Genomic DNA, 19420 nt, shown 5'->3' with positions numbered 1-19420 from the left:
CTTGAAGTTGTTTAGCTATTATTCTCCATATTTAGATGAAGAAACGTCAAATGAGTATCTATTATCATAGATATCAAAGAAAATATCAAGTGGAACAGGATCTATTATACCACTACCGTCCGCGCGATAACCACCGAAAGCTATGGCTGTATTTGCTGTAGTTTCGTTTGTCATTGGTTCCATGTAGTAATACTGACCATCTATTCTTACAATATTCGCTACGTGACCATACCAGTCATATTGTGATGAGCGTGCGAGGTAACACTCAAGACCCGCGCCCTGAGCAACGAAGTATGCATTAAGTGCGTATTCTATGCAGTTTCTACCACCACAATTGTATGCGTATTCACATACAGCCTTTGCCTTGCCGTAGTCTGTACCATCGTAAGAGAGGTTTTGCCCAGCCTGGAACTTGCCAACACAGTCGATAGGGTAATCACTTAGGAAAACCCATATCTGAAGGTTCATGATTGGTGAAGTACCATTACCAAAGATATAACACATTGATGAATACAGTTCCGGATCATACTCTGAAATATCAAAATTTGCAAAAGGATCTTCCGGAATAGGTTCAGGTTCAGGAATGTACTGTGTAGTTGTTGTGGTAGTAGTTGTTTTCTTCACAGGCGGCTGAGTTGTAGTTGTTGTCTGTGTAGGTGCTGCCTGCTGTTGTGCCGGAGCCTGAGTAACAACATTCCCGCCACCGGAATAACCTCCGCCATTGTTACTGTTATTTGATGACCCGGTTCGACCTGAAGATGTGACCTTTATCTTACTCGAAGTCTTTTTGCTGGTAGTAGTAGATTTTTTACTTGTTGTAGCAGCAGTCGTTTCAGCCTGCGATGAACTATCGTCCTTTTCTGTCCTGGTAGTCGTTGTAACCGCTTCACTTGTTTCTTCTGTTTCGCTTGTTGTTGTGACAGAAGAAGTGTCATCGGCTACCGTCGTTGTGGTCACTTCGGCAGATGTATTTGCTGCATTGTCTTTCTCACTGATATTACCGCAGGATGTAAGCAGCATTGATATCATTACGATTACTGAAATTGTGATTCTTTTCATCTTTGGTCATCTCCTGATTGTTTTATCTAAGTATATCACATCGTCTGTAATAAATCAAGAAGTTGGTCGGGCAAGTGTGTCTATAGACACATTCAGATTGATGGTAGATTGAGTTTTGCACCAGCACCGACAAAACGATTATAAACATACTCTTCGTTGATGTACTCCATGACCGAATACTTGACCATATTGGAGTAGCGCACACGATCTTCTGACGGTATCTCACCATACATTTCTCGCCTGCGGACCATATCGCGGGGGACATCGGTAAGTGTCACAGATGCGTAGTAATTACTGTAATAATCATAGTACGCATTTAATGCGAAATTCCTTTTGAATTCATCCTGACTTATACCTGTATCAAGAAGATAATTGAGCCAACGTATCTGTGCTGCATCACCGGACAGATACTTCATTCGATCAGTTACTATTGTATGCTGTGTCAGCATTTCATTCTCCTCAAGCATACAGCGCAGATTCGCCCTGAAAATATCCTTATACCACAGATATGCGCGGCACTGAACATCGGAATCTATCTCGCAGGAATAATCGAACTGCGGCAGCTTGGTCGCATTCCAGAATTCTTCACCCATAAATTCTCGAACAGCTTTGTTCTCAAATCCACCGGGAACATCATCGTTATCAGGGCTGTTCATGTATTCTTCATGCAGTTTCATCTGATCTGCGATAAATGCTTTTACTTCTTCGGGAGTGTGTTTCAGTCTCAGAATGTTCTCATCTTCGGTATTAATTTTCATACTAAGCCCACCTTTCGTTTGTTTCAAATTATTTCCCAATTATATTATATCATGAAAGCCCTGAATAAACAAGAGAAAACCTTAACAAAGATATATCTGTGCTTTTGTGCAAATTGGGAAAATTTTCCAGTTCTACTAAAAGGCGAAAATGATAATTTAAAAAATTACTATCTTCTTCCGTAACCCATTGATTCGGATTGTTCGTAGGACTGATCGTAATCATTATCTATATCCTGAGTCTGATCTATACTCCTGTTCGCTATCCTCATACGTACAACATCCGTAAAACCGTCAAGCACAGATGGGTGAGTATCACAGCCGAAGAAATCTCTATACTCTTCGATTTTTACATCATAGGCTTGTATGAAGTTATCAGCCCATGCTTTGTTAAGATCTGAAAATCTCCCGTCCCATGACTTACCGTGAATGGTAAGTGCTACCGCCTGTGCTATATCGAAATCGCTATGATTAAGAGAAAGCTTATCATAGGCTCCATCAAGATCGTAATGATACAGTTCATGCATTGATGCTGAGATCTCTTTATCAATGTCACTTGCTGTATTTTTCAGTGAAATACGATTTTCAATGCTTTCGTACATTATATCCTTCTCCATTGCAGATTTAACTGCATTAAGATAATTGGTTGATACTATTGCATTACGCCATTCAATGCAGCCATCGTCTGTAATGTATGGTTTTGATGCAATTAGATATGTATGTTCTGTCATAGATTGCAGTACAGCTGTATGATAAAACTGTTTCTTCAGTTCATACAGTCTACCGCTTTTATCTGTATACAGAGCATCGTCAGTCATAATTTTTCGTCTCATCAGAACTTTGTAGTATAATGAATATCATCGGCACCGATCTCGGACCGATACGCTCTTAGATATGGTCTAAGTCCATTTTTGCTTGCCCAGCTTGTAAAATCCGAATCGGTATCAATGAGCCGACCGTTTTTTCTTTCTCCCGGAGAAGAAGAAATGGGGAAAATCGTCCCTGCTTGCAGCATATCATTGATAGCATCATAATCAAGACTAAGCTTTTCTGTCATTATGAGATCCGTCCCGGTATCTGATACTGTACCGTATTTTATCTTCGCATTGGGCTTTTGATCCATATACTCCATTGCTGATAGATAGTAGATCGTATCTGAGGTATAAGCTATCAGCAAGCATATTTTATTCAGCTGTTTGTGGGAAAGTGCCTTTACTTTATATCCCTTCGCTTTGATCCGATGACCCGCCAGCATCAGGCTGAACGAGCACTTTATCAGAGTGTTGTCCATCGCTATCCTCCTTGTCCTTGTTCTCGATGTAGTGTCTTACGGATTTTGGGACTTTCTTTTTGTAGAGCTTATCAATGTGATTGTTGATGACAGCAGAGAGTTCAGCTGCCAGATCAAGAGTATCACCGTCCTCTTTTATGTAGAAGTTTATGAGTGATATCTTTTCTTCATCGACATTCAGCTCCAGCTTATCAAGTATACTTCCTGTTTTCTTTGCCATTATAATGCACACTCCTTATAAGAAAATATTAGCTATCGAATGTTAGCCTTTTCCAAAACAAATTACCGTATTTGCGCTCAATAGCAGTTACCATTTGCCACCAGATATAATCACATACATTATCAAATTCCTCAGCGAATAAATCATTATTCTCAAAGTCTGATAATTCAAACTTTTGGGCTATTGGCACAACATAGCTTTTAATGTATTTTTTTTGTATTTCATTAATATTATCTTCTGACCATATATCATCAGTCGTAGAAAGATAATGCGTAAACGAAACATACTCTAAACCATGAATTTGAGCAGTTTTTATTAGAAACTCCTCTTTTTTTATATCGAGTTTTTTAGTTGTACTTACTGTAAATTCAGCTTTATCATCTGTTTCATTTGCTGTTATTGTATTATCGTCTTTGTTTACCGTAAAGTAAAAATGATACTTGCCTTTTTTAAACTTTGATATAGCTGAATTATTGCGAATATTCTCTTTTATCCACTCGAAACCATAGTGAATATCAAAAAAATCATTTGTTGTTATTTGATTCATTTCTATCCTCCTGGCATTTGCTTTATCATCTTTGCCGAGATGAGGTGATAATCGGAGCACGTTCTTCCCAATCAGGGCAAAACGATTCAAAATCTTCGTGAGTTTCGCTTCCATCTGATTTTGTTATGCAAACATCTATATAATTATAGGTTCTTTTACTTAACTCGGTTGAGTATTTTTCAAGTACGTCTTCATAATCCTTTGAAAGGATTGATGGATCGATTATCGTATCTTCGATAGGGAAGTCAAGTTCTGATTCAAAACCATACCGTATTACTAACTCGTTATCGTAATCGAATAAGTAAAATGAATCATCTTCTGTATATTCAGAATAATTGTCCTTACGTTCATGACCATTTTCATCAATGCCTCCGACATAGTAGGTGCTTGTTGCATGGAAGGATATCTTAGTAGTATTCTCGGGAAGATCATGGTCTTTCAGAAAATTATCCCATACTTCTTTAACGTATGAAGGAGTTGACCCTCGTTCACGCCAATCAGGGCAAAAATCTTTGAATTCAGTAAAAGGTGTCAGTCTATTTGGAATTTCCAGCAATACACCTGTGACTTCTTTTCCGTGTGTTTCTATTAGCTTTCCGGAATACTTGTCAAGTGTTTTTTCATAAACTGATCTCAATTCATCAACTGATGTCAATGTTTCGGTGCCGTTATCGTTGTTGTTGTATAATATCGTGTATTCGTCTTTTATGACTTCCTTTATCTCAAAAATATCTGAATTTGTACTGTTGCGTATCTTTATAGCTCTGATATTAAGATCGAGTCTGTTCTCAGCAAGGAAACCTTTCCAAATAAGCTGACTTTTGGATTTCACTTTTGACATAAGCCTGTCTGCCGTTTCAGTGATAGTATCGGGTATGTCTGCCAGATTTTCAGTATCTTTATCAAGCCAATCTTCATAGATCTCATCGAGAGTATTATTGCTCAATTTTAAAGCGATTTTTTGTTCAGAAGTTAGCGCAACGGTTTCATCACATATCAGATCTCTGATGTTCTGTTTGATAACTATTTCATACGCATTTTCATATACTTCTTTTGGCTGAAGCTGTTCCTGTGATTTACGAAATTCACAGTATTCACTAAGTATTTTATTTCTTAGACTTATATGTAAATTCATAGCCATGAAATTAATACCCCCTTTCAGCTCCTCGATCAAGCAGCATCCTCAGATCGACCTCATAGGTATTGGTTTCTAGTGGGTCGCATTTGCTGAGGAAACTCTCAATGTCATACTCGATATATGCGCGAACATCATCGGTCAGCATATCATCGGCATCACCACCGAGATCACCGTACCTGTATAAACCGACTTCTATATCTGCATAATCTGCATCATCGCAGTCACAGCTATCAAAATAATCGACCAAAGCCGATGAGGAATACAGATCATCATCACTGATGTATTCATCGGTGACAAATCTGCCGTAATCTGTTTCGACAACAGTTAACATCAGATTGCATTGTCCGCTTTTAACATCTTCAAGACTATACATGGTCTATCTCCTTTCTACATAATCCTTATGAATGAGCATGAATAATCTCACTGTAAGGCAAACAGTGATGATAAACACAATACAAGAAAAAACGGTTAATAGTATCTTCAACGGAGTGCTTGACATGACTTCCGGGAAATTCATGATCTTGTCAACCATCATAGCATAGGTTATTATAAATACTCCGCAAATTGTGATTATCATGTACTCAAAGCGGTTATTCTTTTTTTGGTTCATTTCCATCATTCCTTTCTTGTGTCTTTTCATTATTAGTTTTTGACTTTGGAAATCTTCTTTGTATGTTGATAAAACTCATGATAAAAAAGAAATAAATAAAACCAGCAATACCAATAGCAATAAAATCTATTGAGAAAATATCTAATAGATCTTTCATTAAATCAACCCCCGTTTTGCGCTCCATCCTATCTGCTGTTCGTTATTCATTTTTAGTTACTCCCTTGTATAAAGCTTTCAGTTCACCTGTATTTTCATCAAACACCTGAATCTTACACTCGCCGGTTTCGTTATTTAGTTCTATTCTTATGTTTGAATATAACCCGTATGTAGCTGAATTAAAATCAAAATCCTTAATATTATACTCTGCTATACATTTTCTTACTGTCTCTTCATATGGTGATGTGATTACCATTATGGAGGAAGTGATTAGCTTCTGATTGTATCTTACAGATTTTTTTTTACTGGGTCCTCTAAATCCTACAATAATATTTTCTTTCATTTTCATCTTACCTTTCATTTGTATCATTATTTACAAAAAAAAACAGCCATTATTAATTGGCTGCTTTACGTGTATTATAAACTGTATTTAAATAAACTACTTTATCAGATTTGCTTATATGGATTCTTGATATTTTTTCTTGAACTCTTCTTCATTAAATAAAAGTAGGGGAGCAAGTTCAGCAAGATAATCAATTATGATATACTCTTTTTCAAACTTACCATTATAACCATTTAGTTTTTGAAATTCATTGTATTTTTCATACTTGTTATATTTCATTGTTTTACCTATATTTTTACACTGTATTTTCCAACCATATAACCTACAGATTAAAGGTCGTACAGGATAAATGTCACAATGACCTTTGGAATTTAAAAAAGGGCAGCGAATTTTATGGTTTTCTAAGGTGTCATGTAAAGAAATATATAGGTCTTTATCAAATGATAAATAAGAACTTGAATAATCATCATACGATGGACAAGCATTTTTCAGTTTATTCAACATTGCTTGAGAATACTGTATTTTTGCTAAAATATAGTCTTCACCCATGTATTCTTTCAGGTAAAAGAGAATTGTGTAGAATTCTGGAGGTGATATAAAAAAAAGATCATTGCAGCATTGGCAACAATTAGATAAACATTTAGGTTTTAACCTTAATCTTAAATCTTTATTTATATTTAGATATAATTGTACAACAGATCCGATACAGCTTGTCTTTGAAATCAGAGCTTGTATCTGTTTTAATTGTTTTTTTTCGATATTCATCAAGTTTATCCTTTGTTTTTAATATTATCTCTGCTTTTGGATCGAGTGTTTTTTTGTTGATATACTTACTTTTATCATATAAGTTCTTCATCATTTACCTCTCTATTATAGACTAAATGCTCTCTTATGTCAAGAATAAAATGTGTCTATAGACACACTTTTTATTCAATGATCTTATTGTACACATATAGGGTAGCATAGCAGTCTGCAAGACTGTTGTGTGCTTCACCTGGTCGGCTGCTCCAATCATAATCATAGTAATCGGCAGCTTTAATAAGGTTTTGCCATTTATAATCGTCGTATTGTTCGCTCCATTCACCGTAGATCGGCGCGAACATCGTCATTACATCAACGACCTCTTTATTCATCCATGAAATTCCACCGGAGAAATAAAGGAAGTTTTCATCAAACCCGGTATTAAAGCCTATGATTTTTTTGGCAGCTTTTATGATAGCATTTATCTTTGGCATTTCATCATAGATGGTCGGTGCCTCCGCTACCATTCGCGGAGTAATGTTATTTACACATTCCGCTTCTTTCCATGAAGTATGGTATAAGGGGCGAAGATAGCTGTTGTAAAGAACATTTCCTGCATCATCGATGATAGATACTTGCAGCAATTCATCGTCTAATTCACTGAGTCCTGTTGTTTCAGTATCTATTATAATAGTATCCGCTGATTTTTCGGGTGATATGTCAACGTTTCGCATAAGTCTAATTGCAGTCCTTTCAAGTTCGCATAAGGATAATTCAAGTAGATTATTCTCTTTTCTAAGCTCTTTGTTTTCTGCAATTAGTTCAGCGTTTCTGTGCTTCCTTTTTTCTTTTTCTCTTTGATTTCGGTTTTCTCGTTCAAAGCGGAAAAAGTTAGAAAGCTGATCGGGTGTAGCCTTGGATACTTCATCGGGTCCGTAATAGATGTATTTATTCTGACAAAATTGATTTGCCCATAACTCTATTCCTTCTGCCCCATCTATTGGTAAAAAGCCTTGTTTTGCCCACTGCCTTGCGGTTTTGTGGTCGGGATAATCGTGATTATGTACTTTCATCTTATAATCTCCTTGTTAAATTTACAGCACAAGCTCAGATTATTTCACTCTTACTTTCAAACCCTCTAAAGCCGTACCGCTGTATGGCGTGCCGACGAGATACCATTCGTTTTTCCAACGCATTTCCATGCGTGTCGGTATCCACTGCTCTGTATCTCTGTCCCACACCTCTAATGTATCGCCACAGCGAAAGCCATCTAACTCCCATAAATCGCAGACAAGAATGCCGTATCTGCTATTGTCGCTATTATATCCAAGCTTTCCCATTTTCATATATTGTACCTCATGAAATCACACCTCATCAAAAGACATCTGACCTTCCAGCTGCTTTTCTTCCTCTATGTGGTTATCCTCGGTTTTTATATACAGCCGGTAAGCCTTTTTATCACGGCAGAGATAGATTCGACTTTTGTATTTTATTTTGTAGCAGGCAGCTATCTGAATTGCCGCCTGCTCCAGTTCTTCTTTGGTTCCGATTATTCGTATTTCCATTCCCAGCACCACTTGATAAACTGTGTCTATAGACACACTTTATCAGTCCCTTATTATAATAGTATATATAATAGCTACACCAACACCAATGAGAAACATAACAATATTCATTAAGATGTTAGTCCAAATGTTCTTATGAATAATATCAGGTGCTTTTTCTAAATTGTCTTGTTCAGGCTGTTCGTCAAGGACTTCTGTCTGTTCTATGTGATCGGTCTCATTCCTATCTATATTTGTAAATCCTATCACTCCGGAACAGCCGCCGCTGAAAAACATACATTCATCGTCTGTTTCGTTTTTTACTTTATCTATATTTTCAATAAATACTGATATAGGAAATTCACAAGACCGTCCAAATACTTGTCCATTGTCATCGACGATCACTCTGCCATAGTAACAATTTCTGCACAGTTCAATGTTTTTCAAGATTTTGCTTCTCCTTTCCAATATTATCACAGAGAAAAGAAAGGATTTTTTCTGACGAAGTAAAGCTTGCAAGGTTTGCAAAAATATAGTCAGCCAGCTGTTCTTTGCTCATTTTCTTCATAGCATTGTAGTTGTTGGCAGGTTCCTTTTCTTTATCGTCACTGTTCAGACACTCGTCAATATCTTCTACCGTTGCATTTGCATTAGTGATAAACAGATCTATGACCTTGTCACATTTCGCCTTGTTAAGCTTTTTGTCCTCATTATAAACATAGTCAGCAAGCGTATCCTGTTGGTCAGGGGTAAGTGTTCTCAGCTGTTTTATGCTGTTGGTTGAGATAAGTCCTGCATCGACCAGTTCCTGCATCGGTGTTGTAAGTGTGTCCATAGCAATTATGCGATACATCTGTTCACGGCTGATGCCGAACATCTTAGCAAGCTGATCGGCGGTTATCTTCTCTTCTTTTCCTGCGGCACGATACCGCAGGAAAATCTTACAAAGCTTAGAGGGCGGGGGAGCCGCATGATGGATGTTGCTTTCGCACACTATCATGTAGGCTTTAAGGTCGGATACATCGACCACAGTTGCAAGTGCATACATTGCAGTTATCGACTTCAGAGCGAGGTATCTATGATGACCGCTGAGTATCTGATACCTACCATTCTTTTTACGAACGATGATAGGTTCCAGCTGCCCATTCTCTTTTATACTTTCGCTCAGGGCTTCAACTTTTTCATCGTCTATGTCAAAAGGCTGATTTCCATCCTCGTCTGTGTACATATCAAGCTTGTGCATAGCTATCTCGGTTATCTCGTTCAGAACTTCCTCAGCTGAGATAAGGCTTTCTTTTATACTTCCTTTTTCCTTTCTCTCGGAGAATGTTTCACTTACTTTATCAAATTTCATGCCTTACACCCCCTCGATACGACTTACAAGCTCATCAGTGAGAGCCTTGTATTCACGTGATACGCGGTTGTCCTTAGCGTTTGACAGAACAACTGCCTTTTCAGTGAGTGCAGAGTTGGCGGCAACAGCCATACGTTCTATCTCGCTTTCAAAAACAATGTCAGAGTAATTACCGCGGAGCATTTCGACCGTTGTTTTGCTGTTGTTGCTCCTGTCAACCATTGTTGGCACAATTCCGATGATTTCTATGTTTTCATTCAGTTCTGCTTGAATCTCATTTATCTGTAATAGGAGATTAGGCAGCGGGGGATAGCTCAGAGGGTGAGCCTGACAGGGGATAAGCACATAACGGCTTGCCGTAAGTGCGTTATCCAATATAACATTAAGGGACGGTGGGCAGTCAAGCAGGATGTAGTCGTATCTGCTAAGAAGTTCACTGTTCTGATTTATCAATCTGCGAAAAACTGTTTCTTTGCTTCTGACTGATACAAGGTCTATGGCGATACGCTGCATTGTGTTCAGTTCTGCCGGGATTATGTCAACTCTGTTGACCTCGTTTGTGACAATGTAATCTGCAAGGTCAATAGTTTCGCGGTTAACTGTTTTGTAGAGCGCTTTACCTATATTGTTCTCTGCATTGTAGATCCCGAGGAAATTTGAAAGGGATTCCTGAGTGTCCAAGTCAATTAGCAGGACCTTTTTGCCCGTAAGAGCAAGTGCTGCACCTACATTGATTGTAGTAGTGGTTTTGCCCACGCCGCCTTTCTGATTTGCTACTGCAATTATTTTTGTGTTTTTCATGGTTTTTTCCTTTCACCGCTGTTGCGGATTTTAATCTTAGTGTTTTTCAATCTATTGACAGCGGGAAGGGCAGTGAGAAAAACACTAAGCACTGCCCGCAGGGAGCGACCCTGCCGCTGCCATAAAAAATAGCGCCTGACTTCTGTCAAACGCTATCTTTTATCGTTGTTATAAATGTGTCTTTAGCCACACTAAATGTGATGTTGACTAATTAAATTTAGTATGGTATAATGTATTGATTTCATGGAGAAGTTGTTAGGTACTAATAAATCAGGTGTTTATAACTCATTACAAGTTATTTAAGTCTCCAAAACCGCGTGTCCCGAGTTCGATCCTTGGTGCCCCTGCTATCCTCGTGAGAAAATAACTTTTCTCACGAGGAATTTTAATATAACATAATGAGTAGAGAAAATAATATTCACAATTCAAAAATAACAATAAAATTAAACAACCATACACTTGATAACATTTAGTTTATAATACAAAAATTATCAGACGCTTTAGATAAATATAGTAAACAACACATGATGAAAAAAATTTTTCTTTAAGTATTATTCTTCCTAAAATGGAAGATAGAAGAAGGTGAATATTATGAACTATAATGAAATCTGTTGGCAAACAGGAAATTATAGTGATTTATGTGAATGCGAATTTTGTGAACATAAGCATGAATGTAGTGGGTATGAAGAAGACGAATAGATAACAAATAATCCCTTTGCCAATTAGGTAAAGGGATTACTTATTTTACTTTATTAACTTATGACGTCAGTAATTAAATCATTAATATCGTGTTTTAAAAAGCATATTTGCCATGCTGTTTGAAATACTCATTATTCATCTTTTCAAAGTCTTTTGTCCTCTTTCTAAAACTATGTCTTGATACCGTAGTTAACATGTTAGGGTTGCTGCCGCTGGGGTTAATTCTCTCCATTTCATTATATGCTTCCATCATAGCTGTGTATACTTTTGTATAGCGCTCATTCTTAGAAAAATCATTAACAAATAGTACCCAAAAAGTCATCATATACTTCATCTCCTAAAAACAATTGTTATTTGTCTTTAATTATATATATTATAGCATATTATATCAGAAAAATCAATAGTATTTGTTTGAAATATGCATAATAGACAACTTTTGCTTACTTGAATAAATCAAGAAAAGAAAGCTACGTTATATTTGAATTAAATATTTAAAATATAAAGGGACATGATATTTTCTTGTATCATGCCTTTTGAATATATTGGGCGAATTTTGGGTATTTCCAACAAAAAACGATTTACGCTTTTGTTTAGGGTTAAATTGTTTTTTTTGTTGCAAAATTATTCATAATGTGTTATGATTAATATGGAATTATATGAATGTTGAAAGGGGGAGACATCTTTGAATTATAAAGGTATTAAAAAGCTGACTTTCGGTGTGAATATAGCTTTAATTTTCATAGTTTTCTTTCTTATGATATTTTTTAAAAAGCTTGATGCTGATTTTCTTGTTTATTTCAGTATACCGACGCTGTTTTTATATATTTTTAATTTTATTCTCATCTACAAAAATAAACTTGATACCTATTTATGGATAGTTTATGCGTGGATAACCTTGTATATGGGGGTAACCACCGTCTGCCTCGGTGATAGTTACGGATTTCATCTGTACTGTTTTTCGATGATACCTGTTATTTATTCCTCAGAGTATCTGGCTTTCAAATTGGGCGGAAAAACTGTCAGACCTATGAATATCAGTATTTGTGTGGCTGCATTTTATTTCATTATAATGGGGTATGTTCGGATAAATGGTCCTATTTATGAAAGGGATAACAAATACTCACTTTTATTTTTGTTCACAAATTCATTGATAGTATTTTCTTTTTTGATTATCTACATAAATAAGCAGATACGTTCTATAATCAATTCGGAGATCAAGCTGACTCAAATGGCACACAAGGACAGACTGACAGATCTTTACAACAGACATTATATGATCGACCGACTTACAGAAGTCAACAGTATGAAAGAAACTGCTGTGCTGGCGATGGCGGATATCGACGATTTTAAGACAATAAATGATGTTTACGGTCACAATGCCGGTGACGAAGTGCTTAAAGTTATATCTAAGAAATTGAAGGATACCTGTGCAGGTTGTGATATAGCAAGGTGGGGCGGTGAGGAGTTCCTTATACTGTTCAACAATGATGATGAAGTTATGAAAATTATCGAAAAATTACGTTCTGATATTGCTTCATCTCCTGTTGAATTTGAAGGAAAGTCAATACCCATTACAATAACTGTCGGTGTGGCTCCTGCAAGAAAAGGCAGAACTTTGGATGAATGGATACAGGTAGTTGATAACAAGCTTTATTATGGCAAAAAAAGCGGTAAAAACAAAGTCATAGGGTAAATCTATGGGTATAAATTCTGAAAAAAGACGAAGTATATGCGTCGGAGATACTACGTATTTATGGTATGTTGTACTCGATGATGATAGTGACTACTATATATTGAATGTTATATCGCCCGATAAGCATTTGATATTGAGCTGTCCGCTGGGTACTGAAACACCCTACGTGATAAGCAAGGGGAGGAGATTCCGAAATGCCGGAAGTATAGGCTGGAACAGGTTTTTGCTGCCATTTGATGTGCCGCAGACAATAACACCCAAGTTTGTTAAGAGACTGATAGTATGGGTAGATGAGACCTGTGATGCTGTTTCGGCGGATGGTATTGATTTTCCTGTGTAACGGACTTGTATTAGCTAAATAAGTAATAAGGACAGCTGTATTTGTCGGCTGTCTTTTTTTGCGATACTGTCAAAATGAAAATATTGTGAAATGGGTGGAAAATCCTGATAGTTTGTGGTATAATATAATTTGGTATATTTTATGCCTGTTTAAGGGCAGTTCATAGAATGGAGAATGTAAATGGCGATAAAATACGATAGATCGGTCATCGGTGAGGGCATCACCCTTACACAGATAATTGATCCGAAGTACAAGACGAATATAGTCAGGGTGAGATTCGTTGTTCCGATTGATCCTGATTATACTGGTGCAAATTCGCTGCTGATGTCGCTTTTGGTGACTTCAAATTCTGAGGTTCCTTCAAGGAGCGAACTTTCCTCAAAGTTCATGGGGCTTTATGGTACTTCCATAGGTGCTCTTTCGGGGAATATCAGCGATCATCAGTCAATGGGCATATCCATGAATATGATCATGGATAAGTACACCATTGACGGTGAAAAAATATCGGAGGAGGCTGTAAGGCAGCTGCTGCTCTGTGTGCTGAGTCCTGATATCAAGGACGGTAAGTTCAATGAGAATTATTTCAGGCTGAGAAAACAGGAGCTTATTGACAATATAGCCGCATCGGTGAATGATAAGAGGTCTTATGCTTTCAGCAAGGCGAAGGAAATAATATACGCAGGCGAACCTGCTGCCAATACCGATCTTGGTACTATGGAGAGGGCTGAGAGCCTTACGCAGGAGGAGCTGATGTCGCAGTACAGATATCTTCTGGAGAGTGCTGAGATAGATCTTATGATATGCGGCGGCGGTGAGATAGACAGTGCTGTTGATATGCTCAGAGAAGCATTCTCAAAGCTGGAGCGAAAGAATGTCATCAAAGCTGAATTCAGAGCGTTTTCACCTCTTAAAAAGGAAGTTTGCGAAAAAGAGGAATACATGGATGTCAAGCAGTGCAAGATGTTCATGGCATACAAATCCGACTATGAGGATATTTATGTGTGCAAGCTGACTTCATGGCTGCTGGGCGGTTCGGCATTCTCAAAGCTTTTTGCCAATGTACGTGAAAAGCTTTCGCTTTGCTACAGCTGTGACAGCTACTACAGCGAGCTCAAGGGTGTTATGCTGATAGAGAGCGGTGTGGATGCTGTAAATATCAAAAAGGCGCAGGAGGCTATCCGTGAGCAGATAGTGGCTGTGCAGACAGGCGATTTTACTGCGGATGAACTGGAAAACACCAAGAGATTCGTAAAGAGCAATTTCATGGCGAACTATGATTCCGAGTGGGATATGGCTGCATGGTACAGGGCTCAGGAATCGCGCGGCACTGCCTATACCCCCGAGGAGGTATGCGATATCATCGACCGCATAACTGCGGAACAGGTGACGGAGTGTGCAAAGAGTTTCAAGGAGGATTCAGTGTTCGTGCTGAAAGCAAAGGAGGATACTGCCGATGAATAAGGAGATCATTAAGAGCGAAAGATTCGGGGAGCAGTATTCACTGATACATCATCCTTCGGGACTTGATATACTGGTTTGGAAAATGGATAATTATTCCACTACCGAGGCTGCATTCGCTACAAGGTACGGTTCGATAAATACCTGTTTTAAAACAGCGGAAACAGGGGATTATATAGAAGTTCCCGAGGGTATAGCCCATTATCTTGAACACAAGCTTTTTGAGAGCGAGGATATACCGGTATTCGATCTTTATGCGCAGACAGGTGCGAATGCAAATGCATTCACGTTTTTTGATGAAACCGCTTATACCTTCAGCACCTCGAAAAACTGGGAGAAGTCGCTGGAGATACTGCTGGATTATGTTCAGAAGCCCTATTTCACCAAGGAGAATGTTGAGAAGGAAAGGGGCATAATCGCGCAGGAGATAAAGATGTATGAGGATTCACCTTCCAATGCTTGCTTTTACAATATGCTGAAAGCCATATACAAGGAGCATCCTGTAAAGATAGACATCGCCGGAACGGTGGATTCCATAGCGCAGATAACTCCCGAACTGCTGTATGACTGCTATAACACTTTCTACAATCTTCATAATATGGTGCTTTCTATAGCCGGCAACGTAGATGAGGACAAGGTCATTGAGATATGCGACAGGATACTGAAGCCTGCAAAGGATCTTGAACTTGAATGCAGATTCCCCGAGGAGGGACGCGGTGTTGCGAAGAAGCGTGTGACTGCAAGCTTTCCTGTGGGGCTGCCTTTATTCGATATAGGGTTCAAATCGGCAGCCTGTGACGGCATGGATTTTGAGAGGAAGATATCCGTAGCACGTATGGCGATGAAAATGCTGATAGGTTCTTCATCACCGCTGTATCAGCAGCTTTTTGATGAAGGTCTGCTGAACTCTCAGTTCGGATACAGTGCGTTCTCATGCAGCGGAAGTTTCTTTGTGTGCATGATATCGGGTGAATCGAGAGATCCCGATGAGGTATACAGAAGGCTGCTGGCAGAGATAGAGCGAGTAAAGAAAGATGGCTTCAATGAAGATGACTTCAACATGGTAAGAAAATCCAGATACGGCTCGATAGTAAGAATGTTCGGTAATGTTGAAGGTCTTACGGATGCCATGACAGTAAGCTATTTCAACGGTACTACTGTATTCGATGAAGCTGAACTGCTGGCGGATATAACCGCTGAGGATTGCAGGGCAGCCCTCGATGAGCTGTTCGATGAGGAAAATTCTGCAATATCAATAATTGAGCCGATAAAGGAGTAATTTGAAATGAACATGAATGTTATGACTGCACTCTGCACTCTGGCAGAGGATACTGCTGCGGTCAGAGAAAAACTGAGCAAAAATCCTGATAAGGTGTATTTCCCGAATTTTGGAAATACAGATAATATTTTAAGAGAAGGCATATCCATAGACAGGGTAGCGTTTACTATACCCGGTCTGAATTTCACGGTATACTGGTACGGTCTGCTGATAGGCATAGGCATACTCCTTGCCATGATATACGGTTTCAGGAAGATGCGTCCCTGCGGTATTGACCCCGACAGGGCGACAGACGGTGTTATCGGCGGTGTTATCGGTGCACTTATCGGACTGAGACTTTATTATGTCATATTCAATACCGAGGGTATCACATTAAAAGATTTCTTCAATATCCGTGACGGCGGTCTGGGTATTTACGGCGGACTCATCGGTGCCATACTTGTAGGCGGAAGTATCATAAAGATCAAAAAGATAAGACTTTCAGCCATGCTGGACGTTACAGCTCCCTGTTTCCTGATAGGACAGTGCATAGGCAGGTGGGGAAATTTCTTCAATCAGGAATGCTTCGGCGTGAACACTGACAAGCCCTGGGGAATGCTTTCCTGGAGTACAGCGCGTTTCCTTTCGGATCATTATGACACTCTGACGGATACTGACGCATTCGCGCCCGTACATCCCTGCTTTTTGTATGAGAGCCTGTGGTGTCTTGCGGGATTCATAATACTGCATCTGTACTTCAAGCACCGCAAGTTTGACGGTGAGATATTCCTGATGTACACAGGCTGGTACGGTCTGGGCAGATTTTTCATCGAGGGTCTGAGAACAGACTCGCTGTATCTTGGACATATAAGGGTATCACAGCTGGTAGCAGGTACCTGCGTGGTAGCATCTATCGTACTGTGGATAGTTTTCCGCAGCATCACAAAGCGTTCGGGCAATTACAAGTTCTTCTATGAAACTGAGGTTTCAAAGGCTCAGCTGGCAGAATATGCAGGCTATGAGGATATGCAGAAGGAAAAGAAAGAGCTGAAAAAGAAGATAGCTGAGGCTAAGCACAAGGGCGAGAGCTTTGCAGAGCTGGAAAAGGAATATAACAAGAAGTTCGGCAAGGAAGCGATCAAGGCTCAGAAGGAAGCACTAAAAGCTGCTGTTGAAAAGGATAAGACTGAGGTGCCCGATGAGGGTTATAAGTCCATACTCGATGATGACGATGAGGACGAGAATAAGGACAGCGAAAAGGATAAGTAATATCTGATCAACTATGTTGACTTGCAATAAAAATAGTGATGATACAGAGGGGATATCCATAAAAATAAGGAGGTCATTAATATGGCAAACATAATCGACGGCAAGGCAGTATCGGCACAGGTAAAAGAAGGCATCAGACAGGAAGTCGAGGCACTGAAGGCCAAGGGCATCGAGATAGGTCTGGCAGTAGTTATAGTCGGTGACGACCCTGCTTCACAGGTGTACGTAAAGAACAAGGAAAAGGCTTGCGAGGCTGTAGGATTCAATTCATACAAGTATGCACTGCCTGCTGAAACTACCGAGGAAGAACTTCTGGCGCTGGTAGACAAGCTCAACAAGGATGACAAGGTGGACGGTATACTTGTACAGCTCCCTCTGCCAAAGCACCTTGATGATAAGATAATCATTAACAACATCCGCCCCGACAAGGACGTTGACGCTTTCCACCCTGTAAATGTGGGCAAGATAATGATAGGTGATTACAGCTTCCTGCCCTGCACACCTGCGGGCGTTATGGAGCTTATAAAGTCTACAGGCACAGAAGTTGCAGGCAAGGAGTGCGTAGTTATCGGCAGAAGCAATATCGTGGGCAAGCCCCAGGCTATGCTGCTGCTGCATGAGAACGGCACTGTTACTATCACACATTCAAAGACCAAGAACCTTAAAGAGGTATGCGCAAGGGCTGATATACTTGTCGCTGCTGTAGGCAGAGCTAAGATGGTCACTGCTGACTATATCAAGGAGGGTGCTGTAGTTATCGACGTTGGTATGAACCGCGATGAAAACGGCAAGCTGTGCGGTGACGTTGACTTTGAGGACTGCAAAGAAAAAGCAGGCTTCATAACTCCCGTACCCGGCGGCGTCGGCCCCATGACTATCGCTATGCTAATGAAAAATACTCTCACAGCAGGTAAGGAACATCACGGCGTGTGATACCACCTCTGCGGGTACCCATACAGAACGTTTGTGATCATTATTGAGGGAAACCCTTTTGAAAAAGGGTTTCCCTCAAACTCATTTCCGAAAACTTTTAACTCTATTTGGCAGGGGCAGCTATACTTTTATAGCATAGCAAAAGGCAGACATTCTCTGTTCTTTGAGAGAATGTCTGCCCCTGCCAAATAGAAATAGAAGTCTTTGGAAATGAGGTCAGCATCAGCCGAAAATATCATCATATGAGGTATGTTCATTTTTATCTATACCTGATATACTGAATTCAACGGTGATACTATTTTTAAAGCTGAGATTGCCGGTATCTATGGCTGCATCTTCGGCAGAGCCTGACAGGAGGTCAGCTATGCATATACGATAGCAGTTATCCTCTTCATCAAGGTTTCCGTAGCGTATCTTAGAGGGGTCAAATTCGATATAGTTCCCGTCAATGGCTATGCCTGTGACAGTCACATTCAATTCATCTCCCCTGAATTTGCCTTTGACGTGTTTATTGACATTTGCATCATTACCGCTTTTAAGGAAACCTTCAAGCTCACTTCCGTCAGCGGCAAGGGTGCCGTCGAGAAGACCTGTGATATCTACACAGAGCATAGTACAGCCTTTAGCGGGGAGCAGGCTGCCGTCAGAACCGTATAAAAGTGAAGGATTCGTTCCCGTATCGTCCTTGGCGGTTATGCTTTTTTTGGTTATGCTGACACTGTAGACACCGTCATTGGTGATATCAGCATCATCACCGAAGGATGGTGCGCTGTAATAGCCCTGACCGTTCCAGTTGCCCCAGTTCATACTGCCGTCAGCGAACATAAGGAAGGCATCATAGCCCTTGAAAGTTTCGTCAGCGATACGAGGGTCATCAGGAAAAGTTTTTTTGCCTTTTATGTAAGCTGCTGTGAGTGAAAGGTCTGATATATTTACCTTGCCGTCGTAGTTGACATCGGCATTCTGCAGGCTTTCGCCTTGAATCATTTTTTTAGTTTTTATATGTGCAGCGATCTTTGAAACATCAGTAATGGTCACAGCGCCGTCACCGTTCACATCGCCCTTTGCAGCAGATGCACCGTCTGCATAGGCAGAGATACTGCAGGCACATATAAGCGATACTGCGGTCATGATCAGTTTGTTCATGTATAATTTCCTCCCGGGTATCAAAAGATATTAATATATTATACACCTGACCGCAGATATTGTCA

The 19420-nt window shown here is 39.5% G+C and carries 25 protein-coding genes; 6 read left to right on the top strand and 19 right to left on the bottom strand.

Translation table 11 applies throughout. The annotated features are described in order from the left end of the window. Positions 1-18 precede the first annotated feature (18 nt). From RUMAL_RS16390 to RUMAL_RS16300, 18 genes are all read right to left on the bottom strand, one after another. Complete coding sequence (locus RUMAL_RS16390) at positions 19-1059, bottom strand: hypothetical protein (protein ID WP_013499801.1); 1041 nt, start codon at positions 1057-1059, stop codon at positions 19-21. Between the two features lie 92 nt (positions 1060-1151). After that, positions 1152-1817, bottom strand: coding sequence for a hypothetical protein (locus RUMAL_RS16385; RefSeq protein ID WP_013499800.1), 666 nt, complete (start codon positions 1815-1817; stop codon positions 1152-1154). 167 nt (positions 1818-1984) lie between these two features. Continuing rightward, positions 1985-2632 carry a DUF3849 domain-containing protein gene (locus RUMAL_RS16380; RefSeq protein WP_013499799.1) on the bottom strand — a complete coding sequence of 216 codons (648 nt, stop codon included), beginning with the start codon at positions 2630-2632 and terminating at the stop codon, positions 1985-1987. 14 nt (positions 2633-2646) lie between these two features. Continuing rightward, complete coding sequence (locus tag RUMAL_RS16375) at positions 2647-3105, bottom strand: hypothetical protein (RefSeq protein WP_037304310.1); 459 nt, start codon at positions 3103-3105, stop codon at positions 2647-2649. Beyond that, the gene (locus RUMAL_RS16370) at positions 3032-3325 is read right to left on the bottom strand and encodes a hypothetical protein (protein WP_013499797.1); all 294 of its coding nucleotides are present in this window, start codon (positions 3323-3325) and stop codon (positions 3032-3034) included. Before RUMAL_RS16370 ends, RUMAL_RS16375 begins: the two co-directional genes overlap by 74 nt. Before the next feature lie 28 nt (positions 3326-3353). Next, positions 3354-3872: a hypothetical protein gene (locus RUMAL_RS16365; RefSeq protein ID WP_013499796.1), complete on the bottom strand. Its 519-nt coding sequence runs from the start codon at positions 3870-3872 to the stop codon at positions 3354-3356. A 25-nt stretch (positions 3873-3897) separates the two neighbouring features. Next, complete coding sequence (locus RUMAL_RS16360) at positions 3898-5046, bottom strand: DUF3848 domain-containing protein (RefSeq protein ID WP_157865487.1); 1149 nt, start codon at positions 5044-5046, stop codon at positions 3898-3900. Then, positions 5018-5383 (bottom strand): hypothetical protein, encoded by a 366-nt coding sequence (locus tag RUMAL_RS16355; RefSeq protein WP_013499794.1) that lies wholly within the window; start codon positions 5381-5383, stop codon positions 5018-5020. Before RUMAL_RS16355 ends, RUMAL_RS16360 begins: the two co-directional genes overlap by 29 nt. 217 nt (positions 5384-5600) lie before the next feature. Continuing rightward, positions 5601-5777, bottom strand: coding sequence for a hypothetical protein (locus RUMAL_RS21910; protein ID WP_013499792.1), 177 nt, complete (start codon positions 5775-5777; stop codon positions 5601-5603). 42 nt (positions 5778-5819) lie between these two features. Beyond that, positions 5820-6119: a hypothetical protein gene (locus tag RUMAL_RS16345; protein ID WP_013499791.1), complete on the bottom strand. Its 300-nt coding sequence runs from the start codon at positions 6117-6119 to the stop codon at positions 5820-5822. 114 nt (positions 6120-6233) lie between these two features. Continuing rightward, positions 6234-6884: a YkgJ family cysteine cluster protein gene (locus tag RUMAL_RS16340; RefSeq protein ID WP_154662810.1), complete on the bottom strand. Its 651-nt coding sequence runs from the start codon at positions 6882-6884 to the stop codon at positions 6234-6236. Between the two features lie 161 nt (positions 6885-7045). After that, positions 7046-7933 carry a 3'-5' exonuclease gene (locus RUMAL_RS20945; protein WP_013499788.1) on the bottom strand — a complete coding sequence of 296 codons (888 nt, stop codon included), beginning with the start codon at positions 7931-7933 and terminating at the stop codon, positions 7046-7048. A gap of 39 nt (positions 7934-7972) precedes the next feature. After that, positions 7973-8206: a DUF5348 domain-containing protein gene (locus RUMAL_RS16325; protein WP_013499787.1), complete on the bottom strand. Its 234-nt coding sequence runs from the start codon at positions 8204-8206 to the stop codon at positions 7973-7975. Positions 8207-8224: 18 nt separating this feature from the next. Beyond that, on the bottom strand, positions 8225-8425 hold the full coding sequence (locus RUMAL_RS16320; RefSeq protein ID WP_050793299.1) for a hypothetical protein: 201 nt from the start codon (positions 8423-8425) through the stop codon (positions 8225-8227). Positions 8426-8467: 42 nt separating this feature from the next. Beyond that, the gene (locus RUMAL_RS16315; RefSeq protein ID WP_013499785.1) at positions 8468-8851 is read right to left on the bottom strand and encodes a hypothetical protein; all 384 of its coding nucleotides are present in this window, start codon (positions 8849-8851) and stop codon (positions 8468-8470) included. Beyond that, positions 8838-9758, bottom strand: coding sequence for a ParB/RepB/Spo0J family partition protein (locus RUMAL_RS16310; RefSeq protein ID WP_013499784.1), 921 nt, complete (start codon positions 9756-9758; stop codon positions 8838-8840). Before RUMAL_RS16310 ends, RUMAL_RS16315 begins: the two co-directional genes overlap by 14 nt. A gap of 3 nt (positions 9759-9761) precedes the next feature. After that, positions 9762-10559, bottom strand: coding sequence for a ParA family protein (locus tag RUMAL_RS16305; RefSeq protein ID WP_013499783.1), 798 nt, complete (start codon positions 10557-10559; stop codon positions 9762-9764). A 793-nt stretch (positions 10560-11352) separates the two neighbouring features. Further along, positions 11353-11583, bottom strand: a complete 231-nt coding sequence (locus RUMAL_RS16300) for a hypothetical protein (RefSeq protein ID WP_013499782.1) — start codon at positions 11581-11583, stop codon at positions 11353-11355. A 903-nt stretch (positions 11584-12486) separates the two neighbouring features. On the opposite strand from RUMAL_RS16300, the gene RUMAL_RS22600 reads away from it, so the two are divergent. From RUMAL_RS22600 to folD, 6 genes are all read left to right on the top strand, one after another. Beyond that, positions 12487-12951: a GGDEF domain-containing protein gene (locus RUMAL_RS22600; RefSeq protein WP_242837718.1), complete on the top strand. Its 465-nt coding sequence runs from the start codon at positions 12487-12489 to the stop codon at positions 12949-12951. 4 nt (positions 12952-12955) lie between these two features. Continuing rightward, complete coding sequence (locus RUMAL_RS16290; RefSeq protein ID WP_013499780.1) at positions 12956-13291, top strand: hypothetical protein; 336 nt, start codon at positions 12956-12958, stop codon at positions 13289-13291. A 180-nt stretch (positions 13292-13471) separates the two neighbouring features. After that, positions 13472-14752 carry an EF-P 5-aminopentanol modification-associated protein YfmF gene (gene yfmF / locus RUMAL_RS16285; protein WP_013499779.1) on the top strand — a complete coding sequence of 427 codons (1281 nt, stop codon included), beginning with the start codon at positions 13472-13474 and terminating at the stop codon, positions 14750-14752. Then, a complete protein-coding gene (yfmH, locus tag RUMAL_RS16280) occupies positions 14745-16028 on the top strand; it encodes an EF-P 5-aminopentanol modification-associated protein YfmH (RefSeq protein WP_013499778.1) in 1284 nt (427 codons plus the stop codon). The genes yfmF and yfmH overlap by 8 nt, the downstream gene beginning before the upstream one ends. A gap of 6 nt (positions 16029-16034) precedes the next feature. After that, positions 16035-17276, top strand: coding sequence for a prolipoprotein diacylglyceryl transferase (gene lgt, locus RUMAL_RS16275; protein ID WP_013499777.1), 1242 nt, complete (start codon positions 16035-16037; stop codon positions 17274-17276). Positions 17277-17357: 81 nt separating this feature from the next. Next, a complete protein-coding gene (gene folD, locus RUMAL_RS16270) occupies positions 17358-18209 on the top strand; it encodes a bifunctional methylenetetrahydrofolate dehydrogenase/methenyltetrahydrofolate cyclohydrolase FolD (RefSeq protein ID WP_013499776.1) in 852 nt (283 codons plus the stop codon). A gap of 222 nt (positions 18210-18431) precedes the next feature. Here folD and RUMAL_RS16265 read toward each other — a convergent pair whose 3' ends face one another. Beyond that, positions 18432-19355 (bottom strand): dockerin type I repeat-containing protein, encoded by a 924-nt coding sequence (locus RUMAL_RS16265; protein WP_013499775.1) that lies wholly within the window; start codon positions 19353-19355, stop codon positions 18432-18434. Between the last annotated feature and the right edge of the window lie 65 nt (positions 19356-19420).

It is taken from the genome of Ruminococcus albus 7 = DSM 20455 (assembly GCF_000179635.2).
Lineage (GTDB): Bacteria > Bacillota > Clostridia > Oscillospirales > Ruminococcaceae > Hominimerdicola > Hominimerdicola alba.
This window is presented reverse-complemented; position numbering and strand designations above follow the sequence as displayed.

Bases quoted from the DNA above. Each gene is read 5' to 3' on its own strand.
- RUMAL_RS16390 (WP_013499801.1), bottom strand. From the start codon at position 1,059: ATGAAAAGAATCACAATTTCAGTAATCGTAATGATATCAATGCTGCTT.
- RUMAL_RS16385 (WP_013499800.1), bottom strand. From the start codon at position 1,817: ATGAAAATTAATACCGAAGATGAGAACATTCTGAGACTGAAACACACT.
- RUMAL_RS16380 (WP_013499799.1), bottom strand. From the start codon at position 2,632: ATGACTGACGATGCTCTGTATACAGATAAAAGCGGTAGACTGTATGAA.
- RUMAL_RS16375 (WP_037304310.1), bottom strand. From the start codon at position 3,105: ATGGACAACACTCTGATAAAGTGCTCGTTCAGCCTGATGCTGGCGGGT.
- RUMAL_RS16370 (WP_013499797.1), bottom strand. From the start codon at position 3,325: ATGGCAAAGAAAACAGGAAGTATACTTGATAAGCTGGAGCTGAATGTC.
- RUMAL_RS16365 (WP_013499796.1), bottom strand. From the start codon at position 3,872: ATGAATCAAATAACAACAAATGATTTTTTTGATATTCACTATGGTTTC.
- RUMAL_RS16355 (WP_013499794.1), bottom strand. From the start codon at position 5,383: ATGTATAGTCTTGAAGATGTTAAAAGCGGACAATGCAATCTGATGTTA.
- RUMAL_RS21910 (WP_013499792.1), bottom strand. From the start codon at position 5,777: ATGAAAGATCTATTAGATATTTTCTCAATAGATTTTATTGCTATTGGT.
- RUMAL_RS16345 (WP_013499791.1), bottom strand. From the start codon at position 6,119: ATGAAAGAAAATATTATTGTAGGATTTAGAGGACCCAGTAAAAAAAAA.
- RUMAL_RS16340 (WP_154662810.1), bottom strand. From the start codon at position 6,884: ATGAATATCGAAAAAAAACAATTAAAACAGATACAAGCTCTGATTTCA.
- RUMAL_RS20945 (WP_013499788.1), bottom strand. From the start codon at position 7,933: ATGAAAGTACATAATCACGATTATCCCGACCACAAAACCGCAAGGCAG.
- RUMAL_RS16325 (WP_013499787.1), bottom strand. From the start codon at position 8,206: ATGAAAATGGGAAAGCTTGGATATAATAGCGACAATAGCAGATACGGC.
- RUMAL_RS16320 (WP_050793299.1), bottom strand. From the start codon at position 8,425: ATGGAAATACGAATAATCGGAACCAAAGAAGAACTGGAGCAGGCGGCA.
- RUMAL_RS16310 (WP_013499784.1), bottom strand. From the start codon at position 9,758: ATGAAATTTGATAAAGTAAGTGAAACATTCTCCGAGAGAAAGGAAAAA.
- RUMAL_RS16305 (WP_013499783.1), bottom strand. From the start codon at position 10,559: ATGAAAAACACAAAAATAATTGCAGTAGCAAATCAGAAAGGCGGCGTG.
- RUMAL_RS16300 (WP_013499782.1), bottom strand. From the start codon at position 11,583: ATGATGACTTTTTGGGTACTATTTGTTAATGATTTTTCTAAGAATGAG.
- RUMAL_RS22600 (WP_242837718.1), top strand. From the start codon at position 12,487: ATGGCACACAAGGACAGACTGACAGATCTTTACAACAGACATTATATG.
- RUMAL_RS16290 (WP_013499780.1), top strand. From the start codon at position 12,956: ATGGGTATAAATTCTGAAAAAAGACGAAGTATATGCGTCGGAGATACT.
- yfmF (WP_013499779.1), top strand. From the start codon at position 13,472: ATGGCGATAAAATACGATAGATCGGTCATCGGTGAGGGCATCACCCTT.
- yfmH (WP_013499778.1), top strand. From the start codon at position 14,745: ATGAATAAGGAGATCATTAAGAGCGAAAGATTCGGGGAGCAGTATTCA.
- lgt (WP_013499777.1), top strand. From the start codon at position 16,035: ATGAACATGAATGTTATGACTGCACTCTGCACTCTGGCAGAGGATACT.
- folD (WP_013499776.1), top strand. From the start codon at position 17,358: ATGGCAAACATAATCGACGGCAAGGCAGTATCGGCACAGGTAAAAGAA.
- RUMAL_RS16265 (WP_013499775.1), bottom strand. From the start codon at position 19,355: ATGAACAAACTGATCATGACCGCAGTATCGCTTATATGTGCCTGCAGT.